The sequence below is a fragment of the Pseudorhodoferax soli genome (assembly GCF_003337555.1).
Taxonomy (GTDB): domain Bacteria; phylum Pseudomonadota; class Gammaproteobacteria; order Burkholderiales; family Burkholderiaceae_C; genus Pseudorhodoferax; species Pseudorhodoferax soli.
Genome location: NZ_QPJK01000013.1, coordinates 1 through 23,058 on the forward strand (window position 1 = coordinate 1; position 23,058 = coordinate 23,058).

Annotated in this window: 18 protein-coding genes and 2 pseudogenes; 5 read left to right on the forward strand and 15 right to left on the reverse strand. The window is 63.4% G+C overall.

The window, feature by feature from the left end:
* Positions 1–92: 92 nt before the first annotated feature.
* The 3 genes and pseudogenes from DES41_RS33015 to DES41_RS33025 form a co-directional block, all read left to right on the forward strand.
* Positions 93–401: pseudogene (locus DES41_RS33015) on the forward strand (integrase core domain-containing protein); the annotation flags it as partial.
* Positions 402–448: 47 nt separating this feature from the next.
* A pseudogene (locus DES41_RS33020) lies at positions 449–1,222 on the forward strand (PDDEXK nuclease domain-containing protein); the annotation flags it as partial.
* A 197-nt stretch (positions 1,223–1,419) separates the two neighbouring features.
* Positions 1,420–1,755, forward strand: coding sequence for a hypothetical protein (locus DES41_RS33025; RefSeq protein WP_114471884.1), 336 nt, complete (start codon positions 1,420–1,422; stop codon positions 1,753–1,755).
* Here DES41_RS33025 and DES41_RS33030 read toward each other — a convergent pair.
* The 11 genes from DES41_RS33030 to DES41_RS33080 form a co-directional block, all read right to left on the reverse strand.
* Positions 1,752–4,529 (reverse strand): conjugal transfer protein TraG N-terminal domain-containing protein, encoded by a 2,778-nt coding sequence (locus DES41_RS33030; RefSeq protein ID WP_114471885.1) that lies wholly within the window; start codon positions 4,527–4,529, stop codon positions 1,752–1,754. The two genes, DES41_RS33025 and DES41_RS33030, sit on opposite strands and share 4 nt — an antisense overlap.
* 21 nt (positions 4,530–4,550) lie before the next feature.
* Complete coding sequence (locus DES41_RS33035) at positions 4,551–6,005, reverse strand: conjugal transfer protein TraH (protein ID WP_245965977.1); 1,455 nt, start codon at positions 6,003–6,005, stop codon at positions 4,551–4,553.
* A 10-nt stretch (positions 6,006–6,015) separates the two neighbouring features.
* Positions 6,016–6,870, reverse strand: coding sequence for a conjugal transfer protein TraF (traF, locus tag DES41_RS33040; RefSeq protein ID WP_114471887.1), 855 nt, complete (start codon positions 6,868–6,870; stop codon positions 6,016–6,018).
* Between the two features lie 10 nt (positions 6,871–6,880).
* Complete coding sequence (locus DES41_RS33045) at positions 6,881–7,261, reverse strand: hypothetical protein (RefSeq protein WP_114471888.1); 381 nt, start codon at positions 7,259–7,261, stop codon at positions 6,881–6,883.
* The gene (gene traN, locus DES41_RS33050; protein ID WP_245965978.1) at positions 7,258–9,654 is read right to left on the reverse strand and encodes a type-F conjugative transfer system mating-pair stabilization protein TraN; all 2,397 of its coding nucleotides are present in this window, start codon (positions 9,652–9,654) and stop codon (positions 7,258–7,260) included. Before traN ends, DES41_RS33045 begins: the two co-directional genes overlap by 4 nt.
* 4 nt (positions 9,655–9,658) lie before the next feature.
* Positions 9,659–10,327, reverse strand: a complete 669-nt coding sequence (trbC, locus tag DES41_RS33055) for a type-F conjugative transfer system pilin assembly protein TrbC (RefSeq protein ID WP_245965979.1) — start codon at positions 10,325–10,327, stop codon at positions 9,659–9,661.
* A complete protein-coding gene (traU, locus tag DES41_RS33060) occupies positions 10,317–11,345 on the reverse strand; it encodes a conjugal transfer pilus assembly protein TraU (protein ID WP_114471890.1) in 1,029 nt (342 codons plus the stop codon). The genes trbC and traU overlap by 11 nt, the downstream gene beginning before the upstream one ends.
* On the reverse strand, positions 11,342–11,998 hold the full coding sequence (gene traW / locus DES41_RS33065) for a type-F conjugative transfer system protein TraW (protein WP_245965981.1): 657 nt from the start codon (positions 11,996–11,998) through the stop codon (positions 11,342–11,344). Before traW ends, traU begins: the two co-directional genes overlap by 4 nt.
* Entirely contained in the window at positions 11,974–12,348 is a 375-nt protein-coding gene (locus tag DES41_RS33070) for a hypothetical protein (RefSeq protein WP_114471892.1), read from the reverse strand. The genes traW and DES41_RS33070 overlap by 25 nt, the downstream gene beginning before the upstream one ends.
* Before the next feature lie 10 nt (positions 12,349–12,358).
* The gene (traF, locus tag DES41_RS33075; protein WP_245965982.1) at positions 12,359–12,856 is read right to left on the reverse strand and encodes a conjugative transfer signal peptidase TraF; all 498 of its coding nucleotides are present in this window, start codon (positions 12,854–12,856) and stop codon (positions 12,359–12,361) included.
* Positions 12,857–12,936: 80 nt separating this feature from the next.
* Positions 12,937–13,302, reverse strand: coding sequence for a hypothetical protein (locus DES41_RS33080; protein WP_114471894.1), 366 nt, complete (start codon positions 13,300–13,302; stop codon positions 12,937–12,939).
* A gap of 840 nt (positions 13,303–14,142) precedes the next feature.
* Between DES41_RS33080 and DES41_RS33085 the strand changes: the two genes are divergently transcribed.
* Positions 14,143–15,987 (forward strand): biotin--[acetyl-CoA-carboxylase] ligase, encoded by a 1,845-nt coding sequence (locus DES41_RS33085; protein ID WP_114471895.1) that lies wholly within the window; start codon positions 14,143–14,145, stop codon positions 15,985–15,987.
* Positions 15,988–16,360: 373 nt separating this feature from the next.
* Here the strand turns inward: DES41_RS33085 and DES41_RS33090 are convergent, their stop codons facing one another.
* The 4 genes from DES41_RS33090 to DES41_RS33100 all read right to left on the reverse strand — a co-directional run bounded on the left by DES41_RS33090 (position 16,361) and on the right by DES41_RS33100 (position 20,325).
* Entirely contained in the window at positions 16,361–17,785 is a 1,425-nt protein-coding gene (locus DES41_RS33090; RefSeq protein WP_114471896.1) for an FAD-dependent oxidoreductase, read from the reverse strand.
* A gap of 12 nt (positions 17,786–17,797) precedes the next feature.
* Positions 17,798–18,190, reverse strand: coding sequence for a hypothetical protein (locus DES41_RS38125; RefSeq protein WP_147283022.1), 393 nt, complete (start codon positions 18,188–18,190; stop codon positions 17,798–17,800).
* A gap of 357 nt (positions 18,191–18,547) precedes the next feature.
* Complete coding sequence (locus DES41_RS33095; RefSeq protein WP_114471897.1) at positions 18,548–19,105, reverse strand: hypothetical protein; 558 nt, start codon at positions 19,103–19,105, stop codon at positions 18,548–18,550.
* A gap of 260 nt (positions 19,106–19,365) precedes the next feature.
* A complete protein-coding gene (locus DES41_RS33100; protein ID WP_114471898.1) occupies positions 19,366–20,325 on the reverse strand; it encodes an IS5 family transposase in 960 nt (319 codons plus the stop codon).
* Positions 20,326–20,728: 403 nt separating this feature from the next.
* Here DES41_RS33100 and DES41_RS33105 point away from each other — a divergent pair, with 403 nt between their 5' ends.
* The gene (locus tag DES41_RS33105) at positions 20,729–23,053 is read left to right on the forward strand and encodes an ATP-dependent nuclease (RefSeq protein WP_245965983.1); all 2,325 of its coding nucleotides are present in this window, start codon (positions 20,729–20,731) and stop codon (positions 23,051–23,053) included.
* Positions 23,054–23,058 lie beyond the last annotated feature (5 nt).

A 23,058-nucleotide genomic window follows, 5' to 3' on the forward strand; every position in this document is an offset into this window, starting at 1 on the left:
CAAAACGTTGGACTGGAGGACTCCCACGGAGGCGCTGAACGACTACCTAAAATCCGCCGCGTAACCCGGTGTTGCGTCGACCGGTTGAATCCACCCAATACGTCAGCATCCGCTACACCGAGCGGCTGGCCGAGGCCGGCATCGAGCCGTCCGTGGGCAGCAGGGGCGACAGCTACGACAACGCCCTGGCCGAGACCATCAACGGCCTGTACAAGGCCGAGCTGATTCACCGCCGGGCGCCCTGGAAAAGCAGGGACACCGTTGAGTTCGCCACGCTGGAGTGGGTGTCCTGGTTCAACCATCAACGCCTGCTCGAACCCCTCGGCTACATCCCGCCGGCCGAGGCCGAGGCAAACTACTACCGGCAACTCGCCAGTCAGACCACCGCGGTGGCGGGCTGACTTAAACCAAACAGCCTCCGCGGAAAACCGGGGCGATTCAGTCTCGGAAATTCGAACTGTCAGAGCTTGCTCAGGTGTTTACGTTGCCCTGGTCCGCCTACGCTCTTCTTATGGCGGTCAAGGACGGCGACGCTCGACAGTTCTACGAAGCCGAGGCTTTGCGGGGCGGATGGAGCGTTCGCCAGCTTGACCGGCAGATCAGCAGCCAGTTCTACGAACGGACGGCCTTGTCGAGGGACAAGGCTGCAATTTTGGCGAAAGGCGCTGCACCGAGGCCGGAGGACTACGTCTCTGCCGATGACGCCATCAAGGACCCGTACGTGCTCGAGTTCTTGAACCTCAAGAACGAATACTCGGAGTCCGATTTGGAAGCGGCGCTGATTCAGCGACTGGAGGACTTTCTTCTCGAACTGGGTGAAGGCTTCACGTTCGTCGGACGCCAGCGGCGGCTTCGGATCGACCAGACCTGGTACCGCGTGGATCTGCTTCTGTTTCACCGTCGGCTCCGCTGTCTGGTGATCATCGACCTCAAACTGGGGAGCCTGGGCCATGCGGATGTTGGGCAGATGCACATGTACTGCAACTACGCCAGGGAGCACTGGGCCTTTCCGGACGAGAACCCGCCGGTGGGGTTGATCCTGTGCGCGGACAAAGGCCACGCCCTGGCTCGCTATGCGCTGGATGGACTTCCGAGCAAGGTCATGGCCGCGAACTACCGAACAGTTCTACCGGACGCAGAGTTGCTGCAGAAGGAGATCGAGACGACCCGGCGTCGGCTGGAGCAGCGCACCAACAGCCTCCGCGAGAGACGTCGATCCTAGATGTTTTCTGGATCCTGCTTTGTTTGGTGGCCTGGCAGACATGCGTAGTAGACCAGGTCGCCATCTCTATCGGCAGTCATTGGCAGGAACATCTGCGGTCGAAAACGCTCTGTCGCTGAGGTCGTTGACGCTCTGTGGTCTTTAGGGGCAACGTTCGCTCGCTACGGAGTCCTGCTAGTCTGTTAAAGGAGGGATTTATGCGTAGGCTCATCTTTTGGTCGGTCCTGCTTTGCGGTGTTGGCCTTGGCTGGCTGTGGACGCTCGACGAGGCGTTAGGAGTCCAGTTGATTGTGATGTGCGTCGGAGGGATGTTTGGCGGTGCGATCGGCGGGGGGTTGTCGGAGATCGGGTCAGGCAACCCGAAGTTGCAGCCGTCGTTGACGGAGGAGGAGCTCCATCCGATCCCCGGGATGGGAGATTCATTTCGGGACCGGGAGGCAAACTACTGGCGGGACGAAGACCATCCACCGTTCATGAAACCTCCACCGGCGGAGCACGGGGCCCATATGCTTGATGCCGACAAGAACGTTTAGTTGTCATCACGTTTCAGTAAACGCCTCAGGCCGCGCGCGGTGCGCTCGGCGCTTGCAGTCAGATCCTGTCCAACTTGATCTGCGGTGCGTACGACAAGCGACTTCTCGGACTTGAGCGTGCCATCGGGCGTTCGGCCTGCATCGGCCTGTTCCTTGAACTGAACCTCCTCCCCTGCCACCACGGCTCGGATACCCGCAGCTTGATCGCGTAGCTCGTCTTTGAGCGTGCTTGGCTTGGTCGTCATCGCTGGGGCGAGCTGGGTTTCGCCTTGAGAGCGCGTCCTGACCAAGTCTGCTTGATGCCGTTGAACAAGGTCTGGATTCAGGCCATCAGACCTGGCCTCACGCCGGTGCTGGTCGGCGACTGCTCCGAAGCTTGCCGGGAGCGCCGAACCGTCCGAGAACACGCGTTGTGGTTGTATCGACTGGCGAGCCAGCTCCGAGGACATCAAAACTTGCGCGGAGGCACTGTCGCCACCGTACTGCTCGGCGTAGCGCATGAACATTCGCAGGTTGTGCGGATCCTGCGCGATGTCGAGCGAAACTGCATCTCCTCGTTCATGCGCGGTCGTGACTCGCTCTGCGAAGGCCGTACGCTCTGACAGGCTGGCATCGGCGCGCTGGGTGCGAGATGTCGCCGACGCAAGCCTTGCAGACATTTCCTGCGCGTCTCGGGCATCGCTGCTCATCGAATGAACGAAGCTGCTGTCGCTCGTGGCGCGGTCTCCGAACTGGCGGAACACTGCCACTTGCTCGCTCGTCATTGACAAGAGCACCTTTTGCTCAGTCGCGGAGAGTCCTGACGCGTACGACTTGCCCAGGCTAGCTCCTGCTTGAAGTCCCGCGATCCCGATGTTCTTGCCAACACGCCCCGATGCGTCGAGAGCGATTCGCGCGACCTGGGACTGCGACATGCCTGTCGCGTCGGAAACTCCGCGGCTGATCTGGTTCATCTCGTTCAGCGTCTCCCCAAGTTGCTCATAGCTGGACGAGGACGTTCCCTTGCTGCTGCGCGACGCCTGCAGCTTAGCCAGGCCCCTGCTGAAAACGTCTGCAAGTACCGTCGATCGCTCTTGGTTCGCAGCGATTGCCTCGCCGCGTGCCGCGTCCACCTGTCGGCTTGCATCCTGCACGTCCTGTGAGGACACCCGCATCGACACGACGCGTGACGCGAAGCCCTGATTGCGCAGCAGGCTCACAGCCGTCCTGCCGTTCAGCGCGTTGGAGGAGAACGTGTTGCCGCTCAGGTCGTTCTGCCAGTGGCCCATGAAGGCCGAGCTGCGGTTGGGCGCAAGCTGCATCTGGTCCATGCTGACGCTGCCCAGCGTGGTGTTTCCCATGGTGGAAGCCGACGTTGCCCCGGTGATCGAGGCCTGCAGGCCCGACAGGCCTCCGGTGAGTGCCGTGCCGAAGTTCTCCATGCGCTTGAGTGCAGCCCACGCAATGAAGGGGATGCTGATGGCCAGGTAGCCGATCACTCCTTCGCCAGACACAGCCCGGCTGTAGACCACCGAGGAAGTCTGCAGTGCCAGCCCCCGGGCACCGGAGCCAAGGTCGGCGGCAGCCGCCAAGTCGTAGGCAGCGTAGATGGAGGCCATGTAGTTCAGGATCGCGTACAGGGGCGGCCACAGCTGGATCCAGATCAGGATGGCCGCGTAGCCCTTGAAGGCCATCATGGTCTCTCGGCCGCTGGTCAGGAGGAGAAGCAGCACGAGAAGTGGGAACAATGCGTAGCTGACGGCTTCCACGACGTTCCGAAACACAGGAAGGGCTTGCTCGGCCACCTTGCCATAGTTGAGCCAGGAAGCGTTCATCTGTGCAACGGCCTGTGCGCGTCCGACCGCCAGCACCATGGCGGCGGGGTCATTCACCTTTTGACCGACGATGCGGGTCGTGTCCTCCAGCGCATTGAGCATCGCGTTCTGGCGCACGATGTCTGCTGCACTGGCAGACGCGTCCGCGATGTTGTTCTTGAGATAGGCCTGCTGGACCTGCGCGGCGATCACTGCGGCAGCCGCGGCGGCGGGGAGGGTGGGGTTGAGCTGGAATGCCAGCCGATCCTGCAACCGTTGGACCTGGGCCGGAAGGCGGTTGCTCAGGTTGAGGTAGACGTCAGGGCAGGTGGCCACATCCACGCCGCTTGGACTCGAGACGGTACTGAAGCGGGCGGGGTTCGGCGAGCCCATCAGGGGCCAGACGTCGGATGAGGCCGCGAACGCTGCCGGATCAAGCGTACCGTCGACCAGATCGTAGGTCGTACAGTTGTGGATGAAGTTGACCAGGTCCGTGCGGAAGCTCGGATCCTGGAACACAAGGTTGCCGCTCTCTCGGACCAGGCGGTTGCCGAACATCAGGCCGTTGCGCTGGTAGCTCAGCTCAGCCGGGAGTGCGCCGGCACCCGGAATGACCTGAAACGCAGTCTCAAACAGGCCTGTCAGGGTGTGGCCGATCGTGCTGGTGATGCTGCCGAGCATGGCCACGCCGAAGGGTACGTTGTCGACGACCTTGACGGCGGAGCCGCCCGTTCTGTCGACGATGCCCACCGTGACCTTCGGGACGATCAGCAGTCCGAAGACCAGCACCACGGTACCCAGCCACTTCCAGCCCTGCAGCTTCTCGGGAGCGAAGGCATAGGCGATCAGCGCGGCCACAAAACCGCAGAACGCGACGGCGGCAAGCGCCGATGCGTAGTCGCTGGCGCCGTGGATCGCGGCGGCAGCGTTGAACACGCCGAACAGGCTGTCGGCGTTCTGGTAAGCGTAGATCTCCCACATGCCGCCGATGGTCCAGTGGCGTCATCGCGTGCGGTAGGCCGCCTGCTGCCCCAGCATGTCCATGACGTGCTGAGGCATGCTCGAGCGCAGCTGGCGTTCGAGCTGTTCCAGATGGCTTGCAACGGCGCGGAAGGAGCCAACCTTCTGGTACAGGAGATTCTTCTCCTGCGAGAGCTGCGCCAGCAGGGCCTGGGCGCGCTGGCGGATGGCCGCAGCCTGTTCCCGCTGGGCCTGCTGCAACGTGTAGTCCTTATCCAGCGCCGCGAGGCCTACCCGAAGGTTGCGTTCGAGGAACACATGGGCATAGTCGGCAGCGATGAGGTCGCGGTACTGAGCGATCAGGCTGTCCGCAAGTCCCGAGCCGGGAATGCTGGTGCCGATGGAAAGCATTCGGTACACCGGCTCGGTGGTCTGATTGACGAAACCGACCTCGGCGGAGTTGTTCGGGATGGCGGTTCGCGTGGTGATTCGATCCGAGATCGAGCGCATCAGCGTCTCCACGCGGGTGGTGAACGGCGTGTGGGTGTAGGTCTGGTCCAGCGAAACGGTGTCGCATTCCGTGTAGTCGTTGCACCGGAGCAGGTGTTGCACGACCTGACTGCTGCCACTGGCCGCCTGGCCATAGAGCAGTTGGCTAATCGACGTCAGCGTCGGGGCGATGTGTTCGGGATCCCGGCTTGACTCCTCGGGGTGATAGATGATGGTGCCGACCATGCTCATGATCAGCTCGCGCTCGGCATCCGTGATCGTTGCACTGGCGTGCTGCAGTGCCTTCCAGGTCAGGTTGCCGACGAAGGGGGCCTTGTTGCGCACGCTCGGATCGCTTGACGAGCGGGCGCTGGAAAGGATGGACGAGCGGTCGGTGGCGCAGCGCCTGCGCGCCGCATCACGGTCGCTTTCCAGCCCCATCTCCATCGCCAGGTCCGCGCAGCTCTCCTGGCTGCTGTAGCCGACGGACTCGGCCGCGGTGCTGACTAGGGCCTTGGCGGTCTCGCAGGAGTTCATCCGCGCGTTGTTGATCCAAGTTTCCAGGCCCTTGGCCCACTTCGTCAGGCCGCCGAGCAAGGGGGAGACAGCCTCCAGCGCAAGCTGGAACGCGATCCCGGGCAGGGCGGCTGTGATGTTTCGCAGCATGTTCTTGAACTCGTCTGCGGAGATGTGGCTGAAGCTTCCGCCAAACACGTCAATTCCGCCGCAGCCGGCCTTGGCACTCGGAAACTGGACCGCCGCCAGCTGGTACACCTTGTTCGGCGAACGCATCATGAGGCTGCCGCCCGTGTAGGTGTTGTATGTCTGGCCCCGAAACGCCCCTGGGGCCGTGTAGTTCCCGATGGCGCCGAGCTGATTGAACATGTCGTTGACCTCGCTGTTGAGATCAGCGCGGCCGACGCTCGGCATTGCCAGCATCGCGGCGGCTGCCGTTGCGGCGATACGGTGGCGAAGCGCGACGGAAGGAAGAGGTTTCGGTGGGGTCACGGGACATCTCCTAAGGGACTGCAAGGCGCCGCGGCGTGTCCGGCAGCATGGCCTGGGTTTGAGGCGACGCGACGATCGAGACACGCTCCAGCAACTGGGATTCAGAGAGCACGCCGTATCCGATCGGCGTGATGACTCCGCTGGACGGTTGGGCGAGGAAGACCGCCGGCACCTGGCTGACCTGCAGCGCAGTCGCAATGCCGTTGTTCTGGCGGGAGTGCGGGAAGTCCGGCAGTGTTCCCGCGTCCAAGCCGATGGCCACGACCTGGATCCCATGACGCGCCTCGAAGGTTTTCAGGATCGGTGCAAAGGCATGGCAATAGGGACAGTCGGAACGGTAGAAGAAGAACAGCACATGGTCCCGTCCCAGGGCCGCCACCGTGCCGGAGCGGTCAGACTGCTGCTGTCGTTCGAAGACCTCCAACGCAGTGGCGTTGACCGGGCGTCCGTGGAGGGTGGGATCCAGCGAGGGTGTCGCCCAGGCAACGCGCTGGGCAACGTCGGCGAAGTAGGAGGCACGGCCGACGACCTGCATCTCCAGCTCCATGTAGCGCCGCACATTCGCCTCGGTGGGCCGCATGATGGCGATGTTCCGGTTGTCCTCGAGCGCTTTCTGCAGTCGTTCGAACTCGACCAGTTCGGGTGGCCGATGCGGGGCCGGGGGGCGTGCGAGCGGTGCTGGCTGCGTGAGCTCCTCGGGCAACTGGGCAGTGGGCGCTTCGTAGAAGTGCCAGCCGCGCCAGCGGTCGATCCAGTACGGCGCCGATGCTGGATGGAGCGCGTCGCCTGAACCGGCGTTCTGGGCCAGCGCTTGCGCCGCGATCAACCCAATGAAGGGCCAGAGGAAGCGGGTGATCCTTGCCATGGCGCGCCGTTCAGGAAAGCGATCGCGGTGGCAACCCGTCCATGCAGTAGTCGATGCCGAACTCGATCGTCTGGCGGCGTGGCTCCTTTGCCTCGGGCAACAGCACGCCTTCTTGCCAAAACAGCACCTTGAGCCTGCTGCAACCAGGCTGCTGGTACTTCTTCTCGGTCGAGACATCGATGTAGATCGGCGAGCTCGCCCCGAAGTGCCGGGTGATTGCGTTGGCGGTCTCTCCTGTCAGCACGCCGTGTGCCTTGCCGCTGTCCGCCTGCAGCGCCGCCAGCAGCACCGGTCGGGCGTCCGGGACTGGCGTTCTCACCGGCTCCGTTCGCACAGGCATCGGATCGAGCAGAGCGACCAAGCTTGCTGTCTTGGCGATGAAGTGTTTCATGGGCAGCGTCCTTCTCCGTAGTAGCAGGTGGTTGCCCGGTTCAGGTTGTCCGTCTGGATCGTTCCGGTGTTGGGCAAGGTCGGAACGATCGAGGCGTAGAACTCGCTCAGATCCATGCGCGCGAAGTCCAGTTGCTGCAGCTGCGCGACCGTGAATCCGGAGCAGTCGGGGTTCTGTGCGCTACCCCAGCCTTTGCCGATCTGCAGCCGCCCCTGTTCCTGCACGATCCGTGCGAGAGCGGAGTTGAAGCAGCACTTGTTGGTTGTGCGGGTGATGCAGGACACGCAGCTGCCCAGCACGCGTATGCATGAGGAGCAGTAGGTGCCTACGGCGTGGCACAGACCAGCGCCTTCCTTCATGGCAAGTTGGCCTTCCTCCTCGTCGCAGGAGATGGCTGACATCACGACATAGATCACGATGGCGATGACCAAGCTCCATGGATCGAAAGCGACGACCATGCTTTCGCCGGCGTAGAGGACAGAGGAGCCCGCCGGCAGCGCCGTGCCATTGACGGCGACCGTCACGCCATAGCTTGTAAACGTGCCGTTGAAGCCGCCGTTCATCAAGAGGGCGCGCATGCCGTAGTAGAGGAACTCGCGGTTCCCAGAGTTCATGAGTGCATCGAACACGAGCCTCGAGCCCACGCCGAACACACTTTGGTTCGACATGCCTTGCCCCGCACTGTCCGATGTGCAGCAGTTCTTGAGCAGTCGGTCACGGCACCGGTTTCTCTCGCCCGAGAACACCCGCATCAGATCGGTGTCCAGGTAGACGCCGGCCTCGCGCGCTGCCTCCAGGAAGGTCATGGCGCGCGCGAAGTCGGTGTCGGCGGTGCGAGCTGTGTTGAAGCAGCTCCCGGCAACGCAGAACACATCGGCGGGGCAATTGCTGGCCGCGACGCCAGTCGCTGGCGCGACGGGGCAGGCGTAGGTCGCCTCCAGCACCTCGCACTGACCGGTGGCAGGATTGGTTTGCCGGCAGACGGAGCCGCTGGGTGTGCAGCCGGCCGCGGTGAGCGGTGCGCACTCGTCGGATGAGGCATTGAACTGACAGGACAGCGCCGTCTCGTAGCGCCAGCAGTCCCGTGTCACGAGAGCACCCTCGATCGACCTGGTGGCCGGCCCGTCGACGCAGCGCGCAGCAGCAGAGACAGTGCAGCGCCCATCGCCAAAGTCTGCCGGACAGCGGTCGTCCCACCGGTCAGTCTCGGTGACCGTGGTGTGCGGGCGCTCAAAGCGCAGTCCCATTTGCGGGATGGCGCCGTACCGGGGGTTGATCTCGTATCCCGTGACCGGCCTCAGGCTGTGTTGCCGCCAGGAGGTCCCGGTGATGGAGCCAGTCGGGTCGTAGCCGACTTCACCGTTGCGGGATGGATCTGGTACGAAACAGGCTGCCGTTTCGAGTGTTCCCGACGTGGTGACACCTTCCTCGTGAAACCGCATGATCTGGTTCCCTGGAAGGGTTCCGGCTGGGCAGCTTCCGTAGCGCGCAAGAAACGGCCTTTCTTCCGTGCACGCCGCGCTACCTTCTCCCTCGGACGTGCAGACCAGCATGGTCGGCGCCGCCACGAGGCCGGTGAGCTGGCAGTCGTCTCCTACGCAACGGTTGTTCGCGATCCAGACCATGCGGCCGTCGGCCAGGGTGTGTACGGCCTGAGGGAATGTGAGCGGGGTCTCCACATCCACGTCGAAGAACGCCAGCGGCTCTCCCCGGTTCGCGAGACGCATGCGTTGGGCTGCTGCTGGCTGGTCCGGCTTGCACTGCACCGATAAGCTGAGCGTGCCCTGGCTGGCCTGCGCGATCCAGTCGCCTGGTGTGCAGCTGCTGGTGCGCGCGACATCAACTGTCAGCGTGCGCGCGCAGGATTGCGGTGTGGCACCGCTGTACTGGCGACATACGCGGCTCTCGGTGGTGGCGGTGGGCAGTGACGTGACCTCGCAGCCACTGTAGAAGCTCGCGATGTCTTCGAGCACCGATGCTGGGTTGGCGGCAACGCGGCGCGCATCCAGCACAGATGGGTCGTAGGGCGACACCTGCTCGCGCGGGATGTTGGCAGACGCCCTGGCGCCGGTGAGTGCCTGGCACACAGGGTCGAATGGGGTCAGTGCGCAGGCACTCAGTTGGGCATCGCTGGCGCCCGACAAGTTCGGCTGACCGTAGTGGCTGCGCTCGGGCGGGGTTGCGGTGTATCCCGGCACGACATCCTGGGCACTGGAGGCGCGAACACTGTTGCGCACGGACGGCTGCGCGGCATGGCCGGCGGCGAGGCCTTCCTCATGCGCGGCCTGGGCCGCCTGAAGCGCAGGATCAGCATGTGTCGATGTGATCGAGATGGCCACCAGCGTGCACCAGACCGCGGCGCGCTGCATCAAGGACTTGGAGGGCTTGTGCATGGCTTCAAGGCCTCAGCCGGTCTAGAAACACGGTGGTCTCGGCTTTGAAGCTGGGCGACGAGCGCTGCATGTGCGTCAAGGCATAGTCCAGGCTCACGTCGCCCGCGACCTGCAGGAAGTCCTCAGGCGGGGCGCAGCTTCCTTCCTCGCACGGTTTTGGCCGAGTGCCATCCCGCACAAGCACGAAACTTGGCACGCGCGTGATGGCGAAGCGATCGAAGGCAGGTGGGTCGACCTGCACGCCGACAGGGCGGTTGCCAATCAGCTCCTGAAGCTGAGTGACGGTCTTGCGCAGCGAGCCCTCGGCGAAGCCGCGCAGCACGACGCTGGCACCGGCACGCGTGGCCTGGTCCAGCAAGCGCTCCAGTGTGAGGCGAGGCATCGCGAGGCTGACGAAGATGATAAGTCCGGGGCCGCGCTGCTGAGCTGGCGGTGAGCTGTGCTCCTGCGACTGGGAGGCGTAGCCGCGCGCAATCGCCTCAAGATCGAAGGATGGCTTGACGAGCGGCTGGGGCAGGGCGTCGATGCGCGGCCCCGAGGTTGACGCCCCCGCTAACGTGGTCTGCGGCCAAGCCAGAGCCGACGCCGACAGCAGGGCGGCTGCAACGAACAGCGCGATAGGCCATGGCCTCGTGTTCGCACCGACGGAAGGGGCGGTTTGCTCAGTAGCCAACACAGCAGTTCCTCTTGCGAAACAGCATGAAGCCGAAGTCCTCTCCCTGGACGGGATACTCCTTGCCGGCACCCCAGATGGCGGTGGTGCGGCCGAAGGGCTGGCAGCAGCGGCCAGCCTCCTTGGTGGTGTTGGGGATCGGATAGGTCAGCTGGGTCTTGTATGCTGTCTTGTCCATCACTGGCGCGAAGTAGGGACCGCACAGGCCAGCTTGGCCGTGCCAGCCCCAGGCGATCAGCTCACGATGCATCTTGGCCGCCAAGCGCTGGGCGATCAGCGTCGCCGTACGCACACCGCCCATGTGGTACGGCACGCGCCCGTTCAACGGGTAGACGCTTCCTTGGCAACCTGCGCACCAGAACAGCTCTCGGATCCCGAACCCGACGGATGCAGCCACGCAGTCGGCAGCGCAGGAGCCAACCGCCACCGAGTTGGCAAACAGCATGGCGTCCGGGTGCAGGATGAGGCTCAGCTCATCGTCGGCCCACAGCGGATCCACCTCCGTCAGATAGGCAAGGTCGAAGGAGCCCTGTTCCAGGCACGGAAAGTCCGTGACCACTGCCAGGTAGTGCAGGATGGGGTTCGTGTACCAGTGCGCCTGGTAGAAGCTGCCACCGTCGCCATCGCCCTCCGAGCGCGTAAACCGGGCTGCCTCGGGTGCCGGCAGCCCGGGGTTCAGATCGATGCCGCCAAGGGCGCTCAAGCAGAACGGCTTGCGCACCACCTCCACGTGGCGCGCCGGCTCCCAGAAGCCCACCGACAGGCCGATCACAGGGTTGGCGCCGCAGGAGCACACCGGGTTGGACGGGTTGTCCAGGTCTTCCTGATCGCCAAGGTTGCCAATGCGCGTGCTGCCGATGCTGATAGGAAGGATGCAGCTCCAGCAGATGTCGGTGATCGGGTTGGGGAATCGGCCAGTGCATGTGGTTGCCGTGGCGGCGCTTGCGGTGCTGCCGGCGAGCATCAGGACGATGACTGCAGCCGCTTGGAGAAGCCGGCGGCCGAGAGTGCGTTTCATGGAAGCACCTCCAGCTCGTCGATGCGCAGTCGACGGCCGTCCTGGGACACCAAGGCCGGCACCTGGGCGATGCCAAGGCGCCGGGTCAGCAAGCCAAGTTGGTCGTAGTAGACGGGCACCTGCCAGCGCTGCATGAGGTCCAAGTACGAGCCTCCCGTCAGGATCGGCTTGTATCCGTCCGGCGACTGGACGATGAGCTGGTGCGCTTGAAGGACCTGGCGCGGGTCGCGGCCGTCGAAGAACAGAAGCTGACGCGACAGCGCAACCACATCCAGCGGATTGGCTCGCGTGCCTGCTGGGTACAGCAGTTCCCCACTTGGGCCGAGAATGTTCTGCGTGAGTTCGATGCCTGGGTCGACGTGGAAGCTGCGCGGTGCAGTCGTTGTGCGCACCCCGTCCACTGCAGCCGGCTCGCGCACGGCCCGCTCGCCCTTCGTACGGCTTAGCTGCTCCAGACGGGCAAGCTCTCCGGACTGCTGCTTCTGACGCAGACGCCCCTCGATCATCTGGAGCAAGTGCGGTTCGGCAATGGGGTAGGTCGGACCGACTACACCGAGGTCGGCGCCAGCGCAGGGGAGCGCCATCAAGAGCACCAGGCGCCAGGGTGAGCGCGCGGGCAGTCCTGTCCTCATGGCACCAACTTTGCCGAGCATGGAATCTGCGCGACCAGCTGCTTGCGTGCTGCAGCGTCCTGCGACGCTTCCGCTCGGATCAGGCCCATCAGCACAGGATCACCGCCACTGCGGGCCATGATCTGGCGCAACGCACCCGCATCCATCTCGTAGCCGCAGCGCAGGCGTACAGCAGCAATGTAGGTGCGCGCGGCAGACTGTGCTGCCGGGGCGATCTGTCCCAGGAGCGCGAGATAGTCAGAAAGCGGTGGGTCCTGCGACGGCGCCACCGGCGATGCAAGCTGGCCGTAAGCGGGGCTGGTTTGCGCGAATGCGGGGCCTGAGGTCCAGGCTGCGATCAGCAGGATGAGATGTACGCGAGGGCTATTCATGGCTTGGACCTCAGAACAGGGGGACGACAATGCCCAGGACCTGACCGGAGCGGACCAGGCCGCTGTCGCTGTACCGCGAGTCGAAGCTGTCCGCGGCTGTGCCTTGCACGTAGAAGTGATCAGGAGGAATGACGAGGGACCCGATCGGCGCGAGCGGATGGCGATCGAAGGCGTGGGACTTGGCCAACCCCACAGCCTCTCCATTGACGTGCACCATGCGGCCCTGAACCGTGACTACATCCCCAGGCAGCCCCCGGACGCGTTTGAAGAACGGCTGCCCGCGCAAGCCTGGGTAACGCGTCTGGCCAGGGCCGTCGAAGCGAAAGACGATGAAGTCTCCGCGCTGCGGCGCTGCCGCGCCGCCTTGCATCCAAGCGACGTGGTACGGCAGGCTCGGCGTCCAGTTGAACAGCAGGGGGAACCTTGGGGTGGAGTCGATGAAGAGCCTTGCGTATGCGAAGGCCCAGATCGCGAAGACAGGCGCGTACAGGTACCAGCGCAGGCGCATGTGAGACAGGAGGCCGGGGAGGTCGGTCCTGGCAAGCCGTTGCGTCCGTTTCCCAGCTACTGATCGGTGTGCATCCGAGTTCACGGCAAACCTACCTTTCTGCGCAGCGCTGGTGTGAGATCGCGCGTGCGTGGACCTCCAATGACCGCGGACTGGACGACCACCAGGCAGCGGCATTCGTGCGGAAGCTCGTCCAGAGCTGCTGGTAGCTGCTGGGCGAAGATGTGTGCCAGTGCGAGCGCCCGCTGACGGTCCTCCTCGCCGCTGCTGGCGGTAAGCAGTTGCGTGAACTGGGCCTCCTTTGCCCGGTAGACCTCTGCGAGATCCACGGTCCCGATGGAAAGAGCTGGGCGCAGAACCTGACGGTCGTACGTAGCGAGGAAGCCAGCAGACACGATAGCCGCCACCAGGAGGTTGAGCGCGAGGTGCGAGATAGGAATCTGCATGCGCAAGCGCTGGCTACCGAGAGCCCCAGTGCGAGCTTGATGAGCTGCCTATCCGAACGCCTGGCAATGGCGCTCGCTCAACGCTCGTTGGGCTCGTCCCGAGGTGCCGGATCGAGCCACGTCTGCCCGAGGTGCTCGCAAGGCCAGTCGGGCACTGCGCGTTGGAGCCACGGACGCTGCGCTGTTGCGTCAATGGGGTGGGCTTGCTCCGCATGGATCCATCCTCTCGGTGGTTGCGACGCCCGGAGCGCCGCGGTTTGAGATGGGATCGAGCGTAGGAGTCAGCCGCGAGTTGGTCGACTCGCAATGGGCAACGTAGGAGGGGCGTTTCGCGTTCAGTTGCCCAGGCCGCTCGTGTGTCGGCCGCTACCCGAGCCTCCTTTCCTGGCCACCCGGAGCTGCTAGCGCTTGTTGCCAGGCTCGGATTCCGGTTGCTCGGAAACAGAACCAGCATGGAAAGCGAAGGTTGCGTCGTCAGTGCAAGGTGCTGAAGGCGTGACGAGAGCGTCCCGAAGGTGAACGTCCCGAGACGCGTACGAGCGGCCGCGGGTCAGTGTTGCGATTCGCCAAGAGCAAAGGCCACTTCCAGGGGCCCCGACTCTTGTGGGACGCCTGTCGTGGCGCTAGTGGCGGCAAAGCCTGGGCGCCGGGGACGCGCCGTTGATGTGCCTGTTGCGACCCCAAACTGGAAGAAGTCGCCGCCCTTGTGCGGCCGCAACCCGTGCGAACGGAGCCTGCGCCCTCAGCCGGACCATCGAATCGGCGCGCTACATTTGATGCCAGTGCGTCAAACGGGAGTGGAATGTGCGGGGTGCTTGGTTGAGGCAGACAGATGGCCCGATGGCGGTCGTCTTCATCCACGGGATCTTGTCCAACGGTGAAAATGCCTGGGTAGGCGCCGAGGGCGATTCCTGGCCACAGCTCCTGCATGCGGAGTCCGCCCTCTCGCACGCCTCCATCTACGTCTACACCTATCACACGGATCTCTTTTCGGGCAACTACACCATCAGCGACGCCGTTGATGACTTGAAGGAACGCTTTCGGCTGGACGCGGTCCACCGCTACAAGCAGATCTTGTTTGTCTGCCACAGCATGGGCGGGATCGTCGCTCGAAAGTTCTTGGTGTCCCGGGAGGCCGACTTCAGCGAGCCGGACAGAACGATAGGCTTTTTCCTGGTCGCTTCGCCCTCCCTCGGATCGACGTACGCGAACTGGCTTGGTCTGCTCGGGGATGCTCTCGGCCAATCGCAGGCCAAGGTGCTCAAATTCTCTCAAAGCAACCAGTGGCTGAACGACCTGGACCGGGAGTTCATGAACTTGAAGGAGTCCGGCCGGCTCCGAATCGTTGGCAAAGAACTGGTCGAGCAGCATTTCAACAGGAAGGCTCGATTCCCTTTCGTGAAGGCCATCGTCCAGCCAATCAGTGGCGCTCGCTACTTTGGCGAACAGTTCAAGGTCTCCGAGTCAGACCACTTTTCGATCGCCAAGCCCGGGCACCGCAGCGCGATTCAGCACAGGCAGCTATGCGACTTCGCCTCAAGAATGCTGGGAATACGTTCCGCCGACCTGATCGGAGGGGGGAACCAACCAGCGCTTCTCACTAGGACCTCGCTGGCAAGCACCAACGACGAATCCCAGCGGCTGATCGACAGCGGCCATCGACTGCCCTTCATCCTCCACGCGTGGAACCAGGTAAACGGCAAGGGGAAGTTGGGTCGCACCTGGCAGGGCGGCGCAGGCGTGATGACGGCCACCTGGAACTATGGATTCAGCCTCGATCGCTCCGAGTTTGAAGCTCTCGGCCTGCTCCACATCGCCACCGCTCTCGCCGTGCGCGATGCGATCGTCGAGCTGAACCCAGCGCTGACGGATGTGCAGCTGAAGTGGCCCAACGACGTGCTGATTGCCGGGAAGAAGGTGGCGGGCATCCTGATCGAGATCCGCAGGGACGTTGGAGGCAAGGCTGCGTCCATTGGTATCGGGATGAACGTATGCCGCGTTCCCCAGGTAAAGGACCAGCGCGACAACGTGCTGCCGCCAGCCAGCGTCTTCAACGACTTTGCCGACGACCGGGCACGGGAGCTTCACGTCGAGAAGGCGGTCGAAGCGATCACGCCCCACCTTGAGCGACGCATCAAGATGCTTATCGACAGCAGAGGCCTCGGTGCGCAGCGGACAGAGTATGAGGCGCTTGACTACTCCATGGGTCGCGTCGTGAAGCTCCTCTCAGCGAAGGGAGAGACGACCGCGAAGGGGTACAACCGGGGCATCACGGCGCAGGGCCAGTTGGTCCTTGAGTTCGCAGGAGGCACCCGGCGTGAGTACCATTCCGGCGAAGTGACCTCCCTTCGTGCGGAAGACTCGCCAGATCCGGACGAGCCTCCTCAGGTGAAGTCTTCGCCGGTCAAGGCCATCGGCGGAAAGCAGTACTTTCAGATCAAAAGCCCCATGGTCGGCACCTTCTATAGGGCTGAAGGTCCGGAGAGTCCCCCGCTAGTGCAGGTTGGGTCGCATGTCAAAGTGGGCCAAAAGATCTGCTTGATCTCAGCCATGAAGATCATGAACGTGATCGAGTCGGACGTTGAAGGCATCGTCGAGGCCTGTTTGGTCCAGAATGGACAAGCCATCGAGTTTGAGCAGCCCCTGTTCACGGTGCAGCTGACGAGCGCTACAGCCGTCGCGTAGCCCATACGGGATATCGACTAAATCCATCCGGGGCTTACCAGCGGCCTTTCTCAGCAGAGCTCGCAAGCATGAACGTGTGCCTCGGGCTTTTTAGAAGGGAAGCTTCCGCTCACCAGCGGCGATCTCTGGTCGATCGCTGCCGCTCGGGAAAAATTGGCAGAGCGAATCGAGCGGCAAGGCGCAGGTCGCCATCCCATCCCATCCGATCCGTGCACGTGCAGAGCCCGAGCTGTCGACAAAGCTGCTGCACTACCGCCTCGTGTGTCCGTGCGTTGTTGGTGGTTATCGAATCCTGCCCTCGTAAGTCGGCTCGAGACGATAGCCATCACAGGTGCGCGAGCTTGAAATTTTCGAGGCTAGCGCGACTTGCCGGTCACGGCAGGTGAAAGGGAATGATCTGTGGCTTCAGCCGGTCAAACGTCCGCGGACCATACGTCAAAGGGTCGATGCCGTGCCGGATCACCAAGCCGTCGTACTGGCCTGACGTTGTCTGCGCCGCTGGCCAAGCATGAATGGCACTCGCATCGTCGGCGCAGGTGACGCCTTGGGCGAGATGTGCCTCGTGCGCATGTCCCCAGCAGCCGGCGCTGCAAGAGTGGGCGAGGGGAGCAGTACTCTTGAGCGCGACGTTGGCGAGTATGGGATCGAAGCCCTTGCTTTGGAAGTACTTGATCGCGATCAGCGCGCCGGTGCGATTGAGGGCATAGCACCAGTGGAAGTGGTCACATCTCAGCGCGAGTTGGACACTTCCGAAATTGCGACGCGAGATCTTTGCGTCGAACCAGCGCTGAACGGCTTGCCACTGGGGAGAACCAAAGAGCGCTTCAACCGCCTCATGGTGCCTCGTATGCAAGCGCCGCAGGAGGATGCACTCGTCAAGGGGGGATGGAGAGAAGCCGCGAGCCCGGACAGCGTGGTCCTCCCAATGCCATAGCCCCAGCATCTGCTCCTTCCAGGGAGTCAGGGCCGTCGTGCTGTTCCACACGGCGTCAAGGACGTCTCCCACAGCACGCACACCGACGCTCAGCCGCACGAAGTCCTGGAGTGCACCATCGCCGCTTCCAGAAACCAGGACACCGTGCCTGTTGGTGGCAATGCCCATCGTTGCGGACTCGAACTGGTCGTCGGCCCAGAAGTCCACGCCCCTGAACTTTGTTCCTGGATTCGATGCGTCAGGCACCGCCGAGTCTTCCGTGCCGAATCCGGCCGCGAGGATCAAGACATCGGCATCGATGGGGCTTGTCGTCGCAGTCTTCGCATCGTGGAGATCGATTACCACGCCTGTGGGCGCTACGGTCCAGGCCAACGCCTCAGTGTGAAAAAGCACGGTCACGCCCTTACCCAGTACGGGGCTTGCTCGGCTCTCGAAGTTCGAGGCCCAGTCTTCGGCCACTGCGGCTCGCAAAACGGGGAAGGTGGCCGCGACCGCAGTGAACCGCCGAGGGTTCTCGTCGATCGGCCATGCCTGCTCTCGCCAATGGGATGCGGGCCAGTCGTACTGCACGGGGTCCAGCCAGCGCGACTGCGAGCGGCTCTGCAGCGGCATAACCGTACCCGCGCGCTCCACCAGCGTCACGTGCTGAACGCCAAGGCGAGCGGCCGCGACCGCTGCGGTGAGCCCTGCAGCGCCTGCGCCAATAACCACCAGCCGTGTGGACTTTGCAAGCTCCGAGGTCGCGACGAGGTGCTCGACCAGATAGGTCGCTCGGACCACCTGATCCCGGATGCTGACCGGTGAGAACTGACCTAGACGGTAGACGCGATCTTCAAGCCGGAAGTCGGCAAGTGCCCGGCTCACGCGGCAGTTCCATCATCGAACGCCGTCGTCCTCCGGGTTGCCGTACATGGCTCGCAGATACTCGCGTCGTTCTTCATCGGTCAACACCGTTGTTGTGCTTGGTTGTGTGTCTCGTGGCAGCGGGGACAGCTGACCGGTCTGCGGCATGCCGGTCAGCCCTTCTTGGCTCTGACGCCAGGCCTCTTGCGTTGCCCGCGCCAATTCGTCCCAAGTCCAACCCTCACCGGCAAACCGGCTGGATACTGAAAGCAGGGGAATGCTTCGCGTGTGGATGAGCTTCCACGTCTCCGCGTCTGGCGAGTCCTGGCGCGCATGCTTCAGAAACACAGGAACATCACCACGACCACGTGCGCTCTCCGCCTCCAGGAGCGCCTTTGCATATCCAGCCTTCCAGGTAAGGATCACGACATTTTGTCGCTGGCGCGGCGGAGGTTGAGGCGGGCGTGTACCGCTCCTGACCAGGAACCCATTAGAGTGCAAGTGCATGCTGCCCGCCATCCTCACATCTTACGCTGACGCGGGCAGCGAATCATCCGCAGAAGTGAGGGCTGTTGCCGGGCTTCTACAGCCACTTCGGTGGAACACGTCAAGTCCGTGCGGGCGAGGGTTCGCGCTGCCGCCCATGTCGAAGATGACGACTGTGGCGTGTCGACGCGCCTCGCAGGCCAGCTGCTGGGGAAACTTGGGTGGCAAGAGCCACTGGTCGCTGAGTTCCACGTCGCCGACAGGCACTAGGCTTCGTTATGCTGTATTTACATACAGTCATTCTGGAGCATGGCCGCCGTCCTTACTTTCGCCGCGCCCCACGCCGCCAACGATGGCTGCGGGGTGCTGCGGCTCGCGCCGCACGTGGCTGAAGCAGTCTGGCGTGGCGACGTACTGGGCCACCAGGTAATCGAAGCCGTGCCGTCTGGATGGCCCGCACTGGACGTAGCGCTGCCCGGTGGCGGGTGGCCGCGTCGTTCCGTCACCGAGGTTCTCGCAGCTCCGCCATCCGTCAGCGAATAGCGGCTTCTGACACCGGCGCTCAGCCAGGTGGTTCAAGCTGGCGGTCAGATAGTGGTCATCGGTCCGCCCAGGCACCCACACCTTCCAGGCCTGCAGCATATGGGACTGGACGAGCGACAGTTCATCTGGCTTCAGGCCGATGCGCCGGCGCAGCGGCTGTAGACCACAGAGCAGCTCATCAAGTCGAACGCAGCAGGGGCGGTCATCGCCTGGCTGCCCAAGGTCCGGCCTGATCAGCTGCGTAGGCTCCAGGTTTGCGCGCTCGCGTGTGAAGGGCCCGTGTTCCTTTGCCGTCCTGATGCCGCGCGCCATGAAGCTTCCGCAGCACCGCTTCGGTTGCATGCTGAATCCGGCGAAGACTGGGATCTTTCCGTCCGCATCCTCAAGCGACGTGGCCCACCGCAGGAGCAGCCGCTGGTGTGCCGTCCATCCCTAGGGACTCTCTGCGCAATGCGCTTTGAGATGTGCTGATGCCGGGCGGCCAAACAGATTCGCGGCAACCTCTCGTGCGCAGGCCATCGCAGCGCTGTCTAAGGCCGGCTTTCCAGCCCTTTGGTCGTGTGCAGGCGCACTCATGCCTGCGCTCCCATCAAACGCCCTCGCACCATCCACAAGTTCGACAGCGCGAACAGGGTGTGCAACTGCGCGGTGTTCTTGGCCAGGCCGCGGTAGCGCACCTTGATGTGGCCGAACTGGCGCTTGATCACACGAAACGGGTGCTCGACCTTGGCCCGGATGCTGGCCTTGAGCCGTTCGAGTTGGTCGGTCAGGTTGTCGACCAGGCGGGCCTTGTCCAGCAGCTTGCGCTTGCCTGGGCGCATGGCGATGTTCCAGCGCACGGCGACCTTCGCATCGGGGCGCTTGCCAGCGCCCTGGTAGCCGGCATCACCCCAGGCTTCGCTTTCCTGGCCGTGCAGCAGCGTGTTGGCCTCGATCACGTCGTTGACGCTGCCGGCCGTGCCGCGCACCGTGTGCACCAGGCCCGAGTCCGCATCCACGCCGATGTGGGCCTTCATGCCGAAGTACCACTGGTTGCCCTTCTTGCTCTGCTTCATCTGCAGGTCGCGTTCGCCCGAGGCGTTCTTGGTCGAACTGGGCGCGGCGATCAGCGTGGCATCCACCACCGTGCCGGCGCGCAGCATCAAGCCCTTGGCGCCCAGCAGTTCGTTGACCAGCGCCAGAATCTGCGGGGCCAGCTTGTGCTCCTCCAGCAAACGGCGGAACCGCAGGATCGTGGTCTCGTCGGGCATCGGCGTGTCCCAGTTCAGGCCCGCGAATTCGCGGAACAGCGGTACGTCGTGAAGCGACTCTTCCATCGCCGGATCGCTCAGCGTGAACCACTGTTGCATGAAATGGATGCGCAGCATCGTCTCCACAGCAAACGGCGGGCGACCGCGTTTGCCCTCTGGGGCGTACGGCGTGATCAAGGCCACCAAGGCTGTCCACGGCACCACGCGTTCCATCTCTGCCAGGAACTCGCGTTTGCGCGTGCGTTTGGTCGTCAAGTTCAGGCCCAGGTCGGCTTGCTTCATGGCTTAGATTCTCTGCGCCTGGTCACCGCTGATCAGCACATCGCGGCGCGATTTACGCAGACCTTCCCTAGGGGGCTCGCCTCCGTGCTGACGCCCCGCATGCAGCGTTCGACATCTTCTGATCAGCGCGAGGCACCCCATGTTGTGGGCAGCCCTGTTATTGCAGTCGCCCCCCCAGCACGCCGCCCTCGGATGAGCAACTGCGCATTCTTTCAACATGGGCGCTGCAGTTCTCGCTGCGCGTGGCCATCGTTGATGACGCCGTTGTACTGGAGGTGGAAGGAAGTGTGCGGCTGTACGGTGGCCGTCGCGCGCTGCGCGACCGCGTCGTCGCGCAGGCTACCTAGCTCGATGTAGCGCAGGTCGCTTGGGCGCCCAAGCGCCTGAAACAGCGAAGGGAACAGTGTTCGTTTCGCTCGAAGACGAAGCCGGAGACGTGCAGGTCATCATTTGGCCGACGCTCAAGGAGAGACAGCGCACCGAGATGCTGCGCTCCAAGCTGCTTGCAGTCTACGGGCGCTGGCAGCGCGAAAGCGGCGTTGCCAATCTGATCGAGCAGGAATTGGAAGATCTCTCTCCCATGCTTGGCGGGCTTTCGACCACTTCGCGCAACTTTCACTGGCTGCCGGAGGCGCCTCAGGGGTCGGCAAGGTTGCACGTGCTCAGGAGCATCGATGGGTTAAGCATGTTCCCGCTGCGCGTCGATAAACTGCCGCCGGGATGGGTGCCATCCCATCGCCGGCCGCCGCGTGGCAGTTGCCGGACGGTAAAGATGACTACAGGGGGCAGGATGAAACTCACGCGGTTGCGGATGTGCAACTTTCAGTCGTTTGGGCCGCAGCCCACTGTCATTGGTTTGGAGGCTACAACGTACCTTCTTGGACCCAATGGCTCTGGGAAAACCGCCGTTCTGCAGGCGTTGGCCCGGCTGTTCGGCTTTGATCCTACGCTTCGCAGGATCCGGCGCACTGACTTCCACATCCCGCCGAAAGCACTTGCTTCCGGCGAGACCGTTCCCCAGTCGCTGTGGTTGGAAGCACAATTCGAGTTCCCAGAGCTCAGGCTGGCCGTGGGCAAGCACGCCACCATCCCTGGGCACTTCGCGCACATGCAGCTAGCGTCGCCCGACGGCATCCCGCGCGTACGCTTTCGGCTGATGGCCCGGCTCGATGAGGACGGAGACATCGAGGAAACGATGCACTACGTCGTTCAGGCCGACGCTGCCGACGAGCCTGTCAAGACGGCTATCGTGTCCAAGCACGCCCGCAATGCCATCCAGGTGCACTACCTCCCAGCGAGGCGGGATCCCAAGGACCATGTTTCCTTCGCCGCTAGTTCGCTTCTGGGCCGCGTGCTGCGTGCCGCCAATTGGCGGCAGGAACAGGCCGACATCAGTGGGCTCACTCAGCAGATCGGCGAAGCCCTGGCAGGAAATTCTGCGGTCGAAGGGCTTGGCCAGCAGTTGGCAGCGCATTGGGCCGCCCTGCACAAGGGCGCCTACTATGCCAACCCTTCGGTCTCGTTCGCGCGCGACGAGATCGACAACCTTCTGAGGCATCTGACGGTTGGGTTCACCCCCGGGCATGACGACGAGACCGTCGACTTCTCTCGCCTGAGCGACGGTCAGCAGTCTCTCCTTTACATCTCGTTGGTGCTGGCGGTTCAGGCCATCGGACGTCAAGCGCTCGCCGGGGAGTCGGACGCCTTCGACATTGACAAGCTGAGGCCTGCCGTGTTCACGCTCGTTGCGACGGAAGAGCCGGAGAATAGTCTCTCGCCGCACTATCTAGGCCGAGTCATCAAGGCCCTTACTGGCTTCTCCGGGCATCACGATGCACAGGCGGTAGTTGCTACGCATGCCCCGTCCCTGTTGCGTCGGGTGCCGCCGGAGAACATTCGCTACCTGAGGCTCGATGCGAACCGGCACACGGCGGTCAGCTTGATCGTCCTGCCAAACGCTGCCGACGAGGCGCACAAGTTCGTGCGCGAAGCGGTGCAGTCGTTTCCAGAGCTGTACTTTTCACGGCTGGTCGTACTGGGAGAGGGCGACAGTGAGGAGATCGTGCTCCCACGGCTGATGCAAGCAAAGGGCCTGGTGGAGGACGATGCGTCGATCGTCGTTGCACCGCTGGGTGGCCGACATGTCAACCACTTCTGGCGGCTGCTTAATGGCTTAGGCATTCCGCATGTCACGCTGCTCGACCTGGACTTGGGCCGCTACCAAGGGGGCTGGGGAAGGGTGCGCTACGCTGCCAGGCAGTTGCTCGAACTGGGCGTGCCCATACAGGGCCTCAACCGGGAGTACATCGACGCGTTACCGGCGTGGAATGGTGACGATGACGTTCTGAAGTCGCAGCGGGGGAAGGATGTGCTTGCCTGGCTGGAGACTTGGCAGGTGTTCTTCTCTTCACCTCTAGACCTTGATTTCGCAATGCTGCGTCGGTACAGCGAGGCATACGGTGTCACCGAAGACGAACTCGGTGCACCTGAACCCTCGACGCTGATCGCTGTGCTCGGCAAGAAGCGACATGGGGTGGAGCAGTACAACACGCAGCACCAGAGCTACTTCTCGGCGTACCACAAGCGGTTCAAGCTTGGTAGCAAGCCCGCAGAGCACCTTGCCGCGCTGGCCGATCTCGACGACGAAGAACTGCTCACTCCGATGCCGCGACGCATCGGTCGCTTGATCGAGGCGGTCAAGGTCCGGCTGGCAGGGCTGCCAGAGTGATCGGG

Bases quoted from the DNA above. Each gene is read 5' to 3' on its own strand.
- DES41_RS33025 (WP_114471884.1), top strand. From the start codon at position 1,420: ATGCGTAGGCTCATCTTTTGGTCGGTCCTGCTTTGCGGTGTTGGCCTT.
- DES41_RS33030 (WP_114471885.1), bottom strand. From the start codon at position 4,529: ATGTGGGAGATCTACGCTTACCAGAACGCCGACAGCCTGTTCGGCGTG.
- traF (WP_114471887.1), bottom strand. From the start codon at position 6,870: ATGGCAAGGATCACCCGCTTCCTCTGGCCCTTCATTGGGTTGATCGCG.
- DES41_RS33045 (WP_114471888.1), bottom strand. From the start codon at position 7,261: ATGAAACACTTCATCGCCAAGACAGCAAGCTTGGTCGCTCTGCTCGAT.
- traN (WP_245965978.1), bottom strand. From the start codon at position 9,654: ATGCACAAGCCCTCCAAGTCCTTGATGCAGCGCGCCGCGGTCTGGTGC.
- traU (WP_114471890.1), bottom strand. From the start codon at position 11,345: ATGAAACGCACTCTCGGCCGCCGGCTTCTCCAAGCGGCTGCAGTCATC.
- traW (WP_245965981.1), bottom strand. From the start codon at position 11,998: ATGCTCGGCAAAGTTGGTGCCATGAGGACAGGACTGCCCGCGCGCTCA.
- DES41_RS33070 (WP_114471892.1), bottom strand. From the start codon at position 12,348: ATGAATAGCCCTCGCGTACATCTCATCCTGCTGATCGCAGCCTGGACC.
- traF (WP_245965982.1), bottom strand. From the start codon at position 12,856: ATGCGCCTGCGCTGGTACCTGTACGCGCCTGTCTTCGCGATCTGGGCC.
- DES41_RS33080 (WP_114471894.1), bottom strand. From the start codon at position 13,302: ATGCAGATTCCTATCTCGCACCTCGCGCTCAACCTCCTGGTGGCGGCT.
- DES41_RS33085 (WP_114471895.1), top strand. From the start codon at position 14,143: ATGGCGGTCGTCTTCATCCACGGGATCTTGTCCAACGGTGAAAATGCC.
- DES41_RS33095 (WP_114471897.1), bottom strand. From the start codon at position 19,105: ATGGCGCGCGGCATCAGGACGGCAAAGGAACACGGGCCCTTCACACGC.
- DES41_RS33100 (WP_114471898.1), bottom strand. From the start codon at position 20,325: ATGAAGCAAGCCGACCTGGGCCTGAACTTGACGACCAAACGCACGCGC.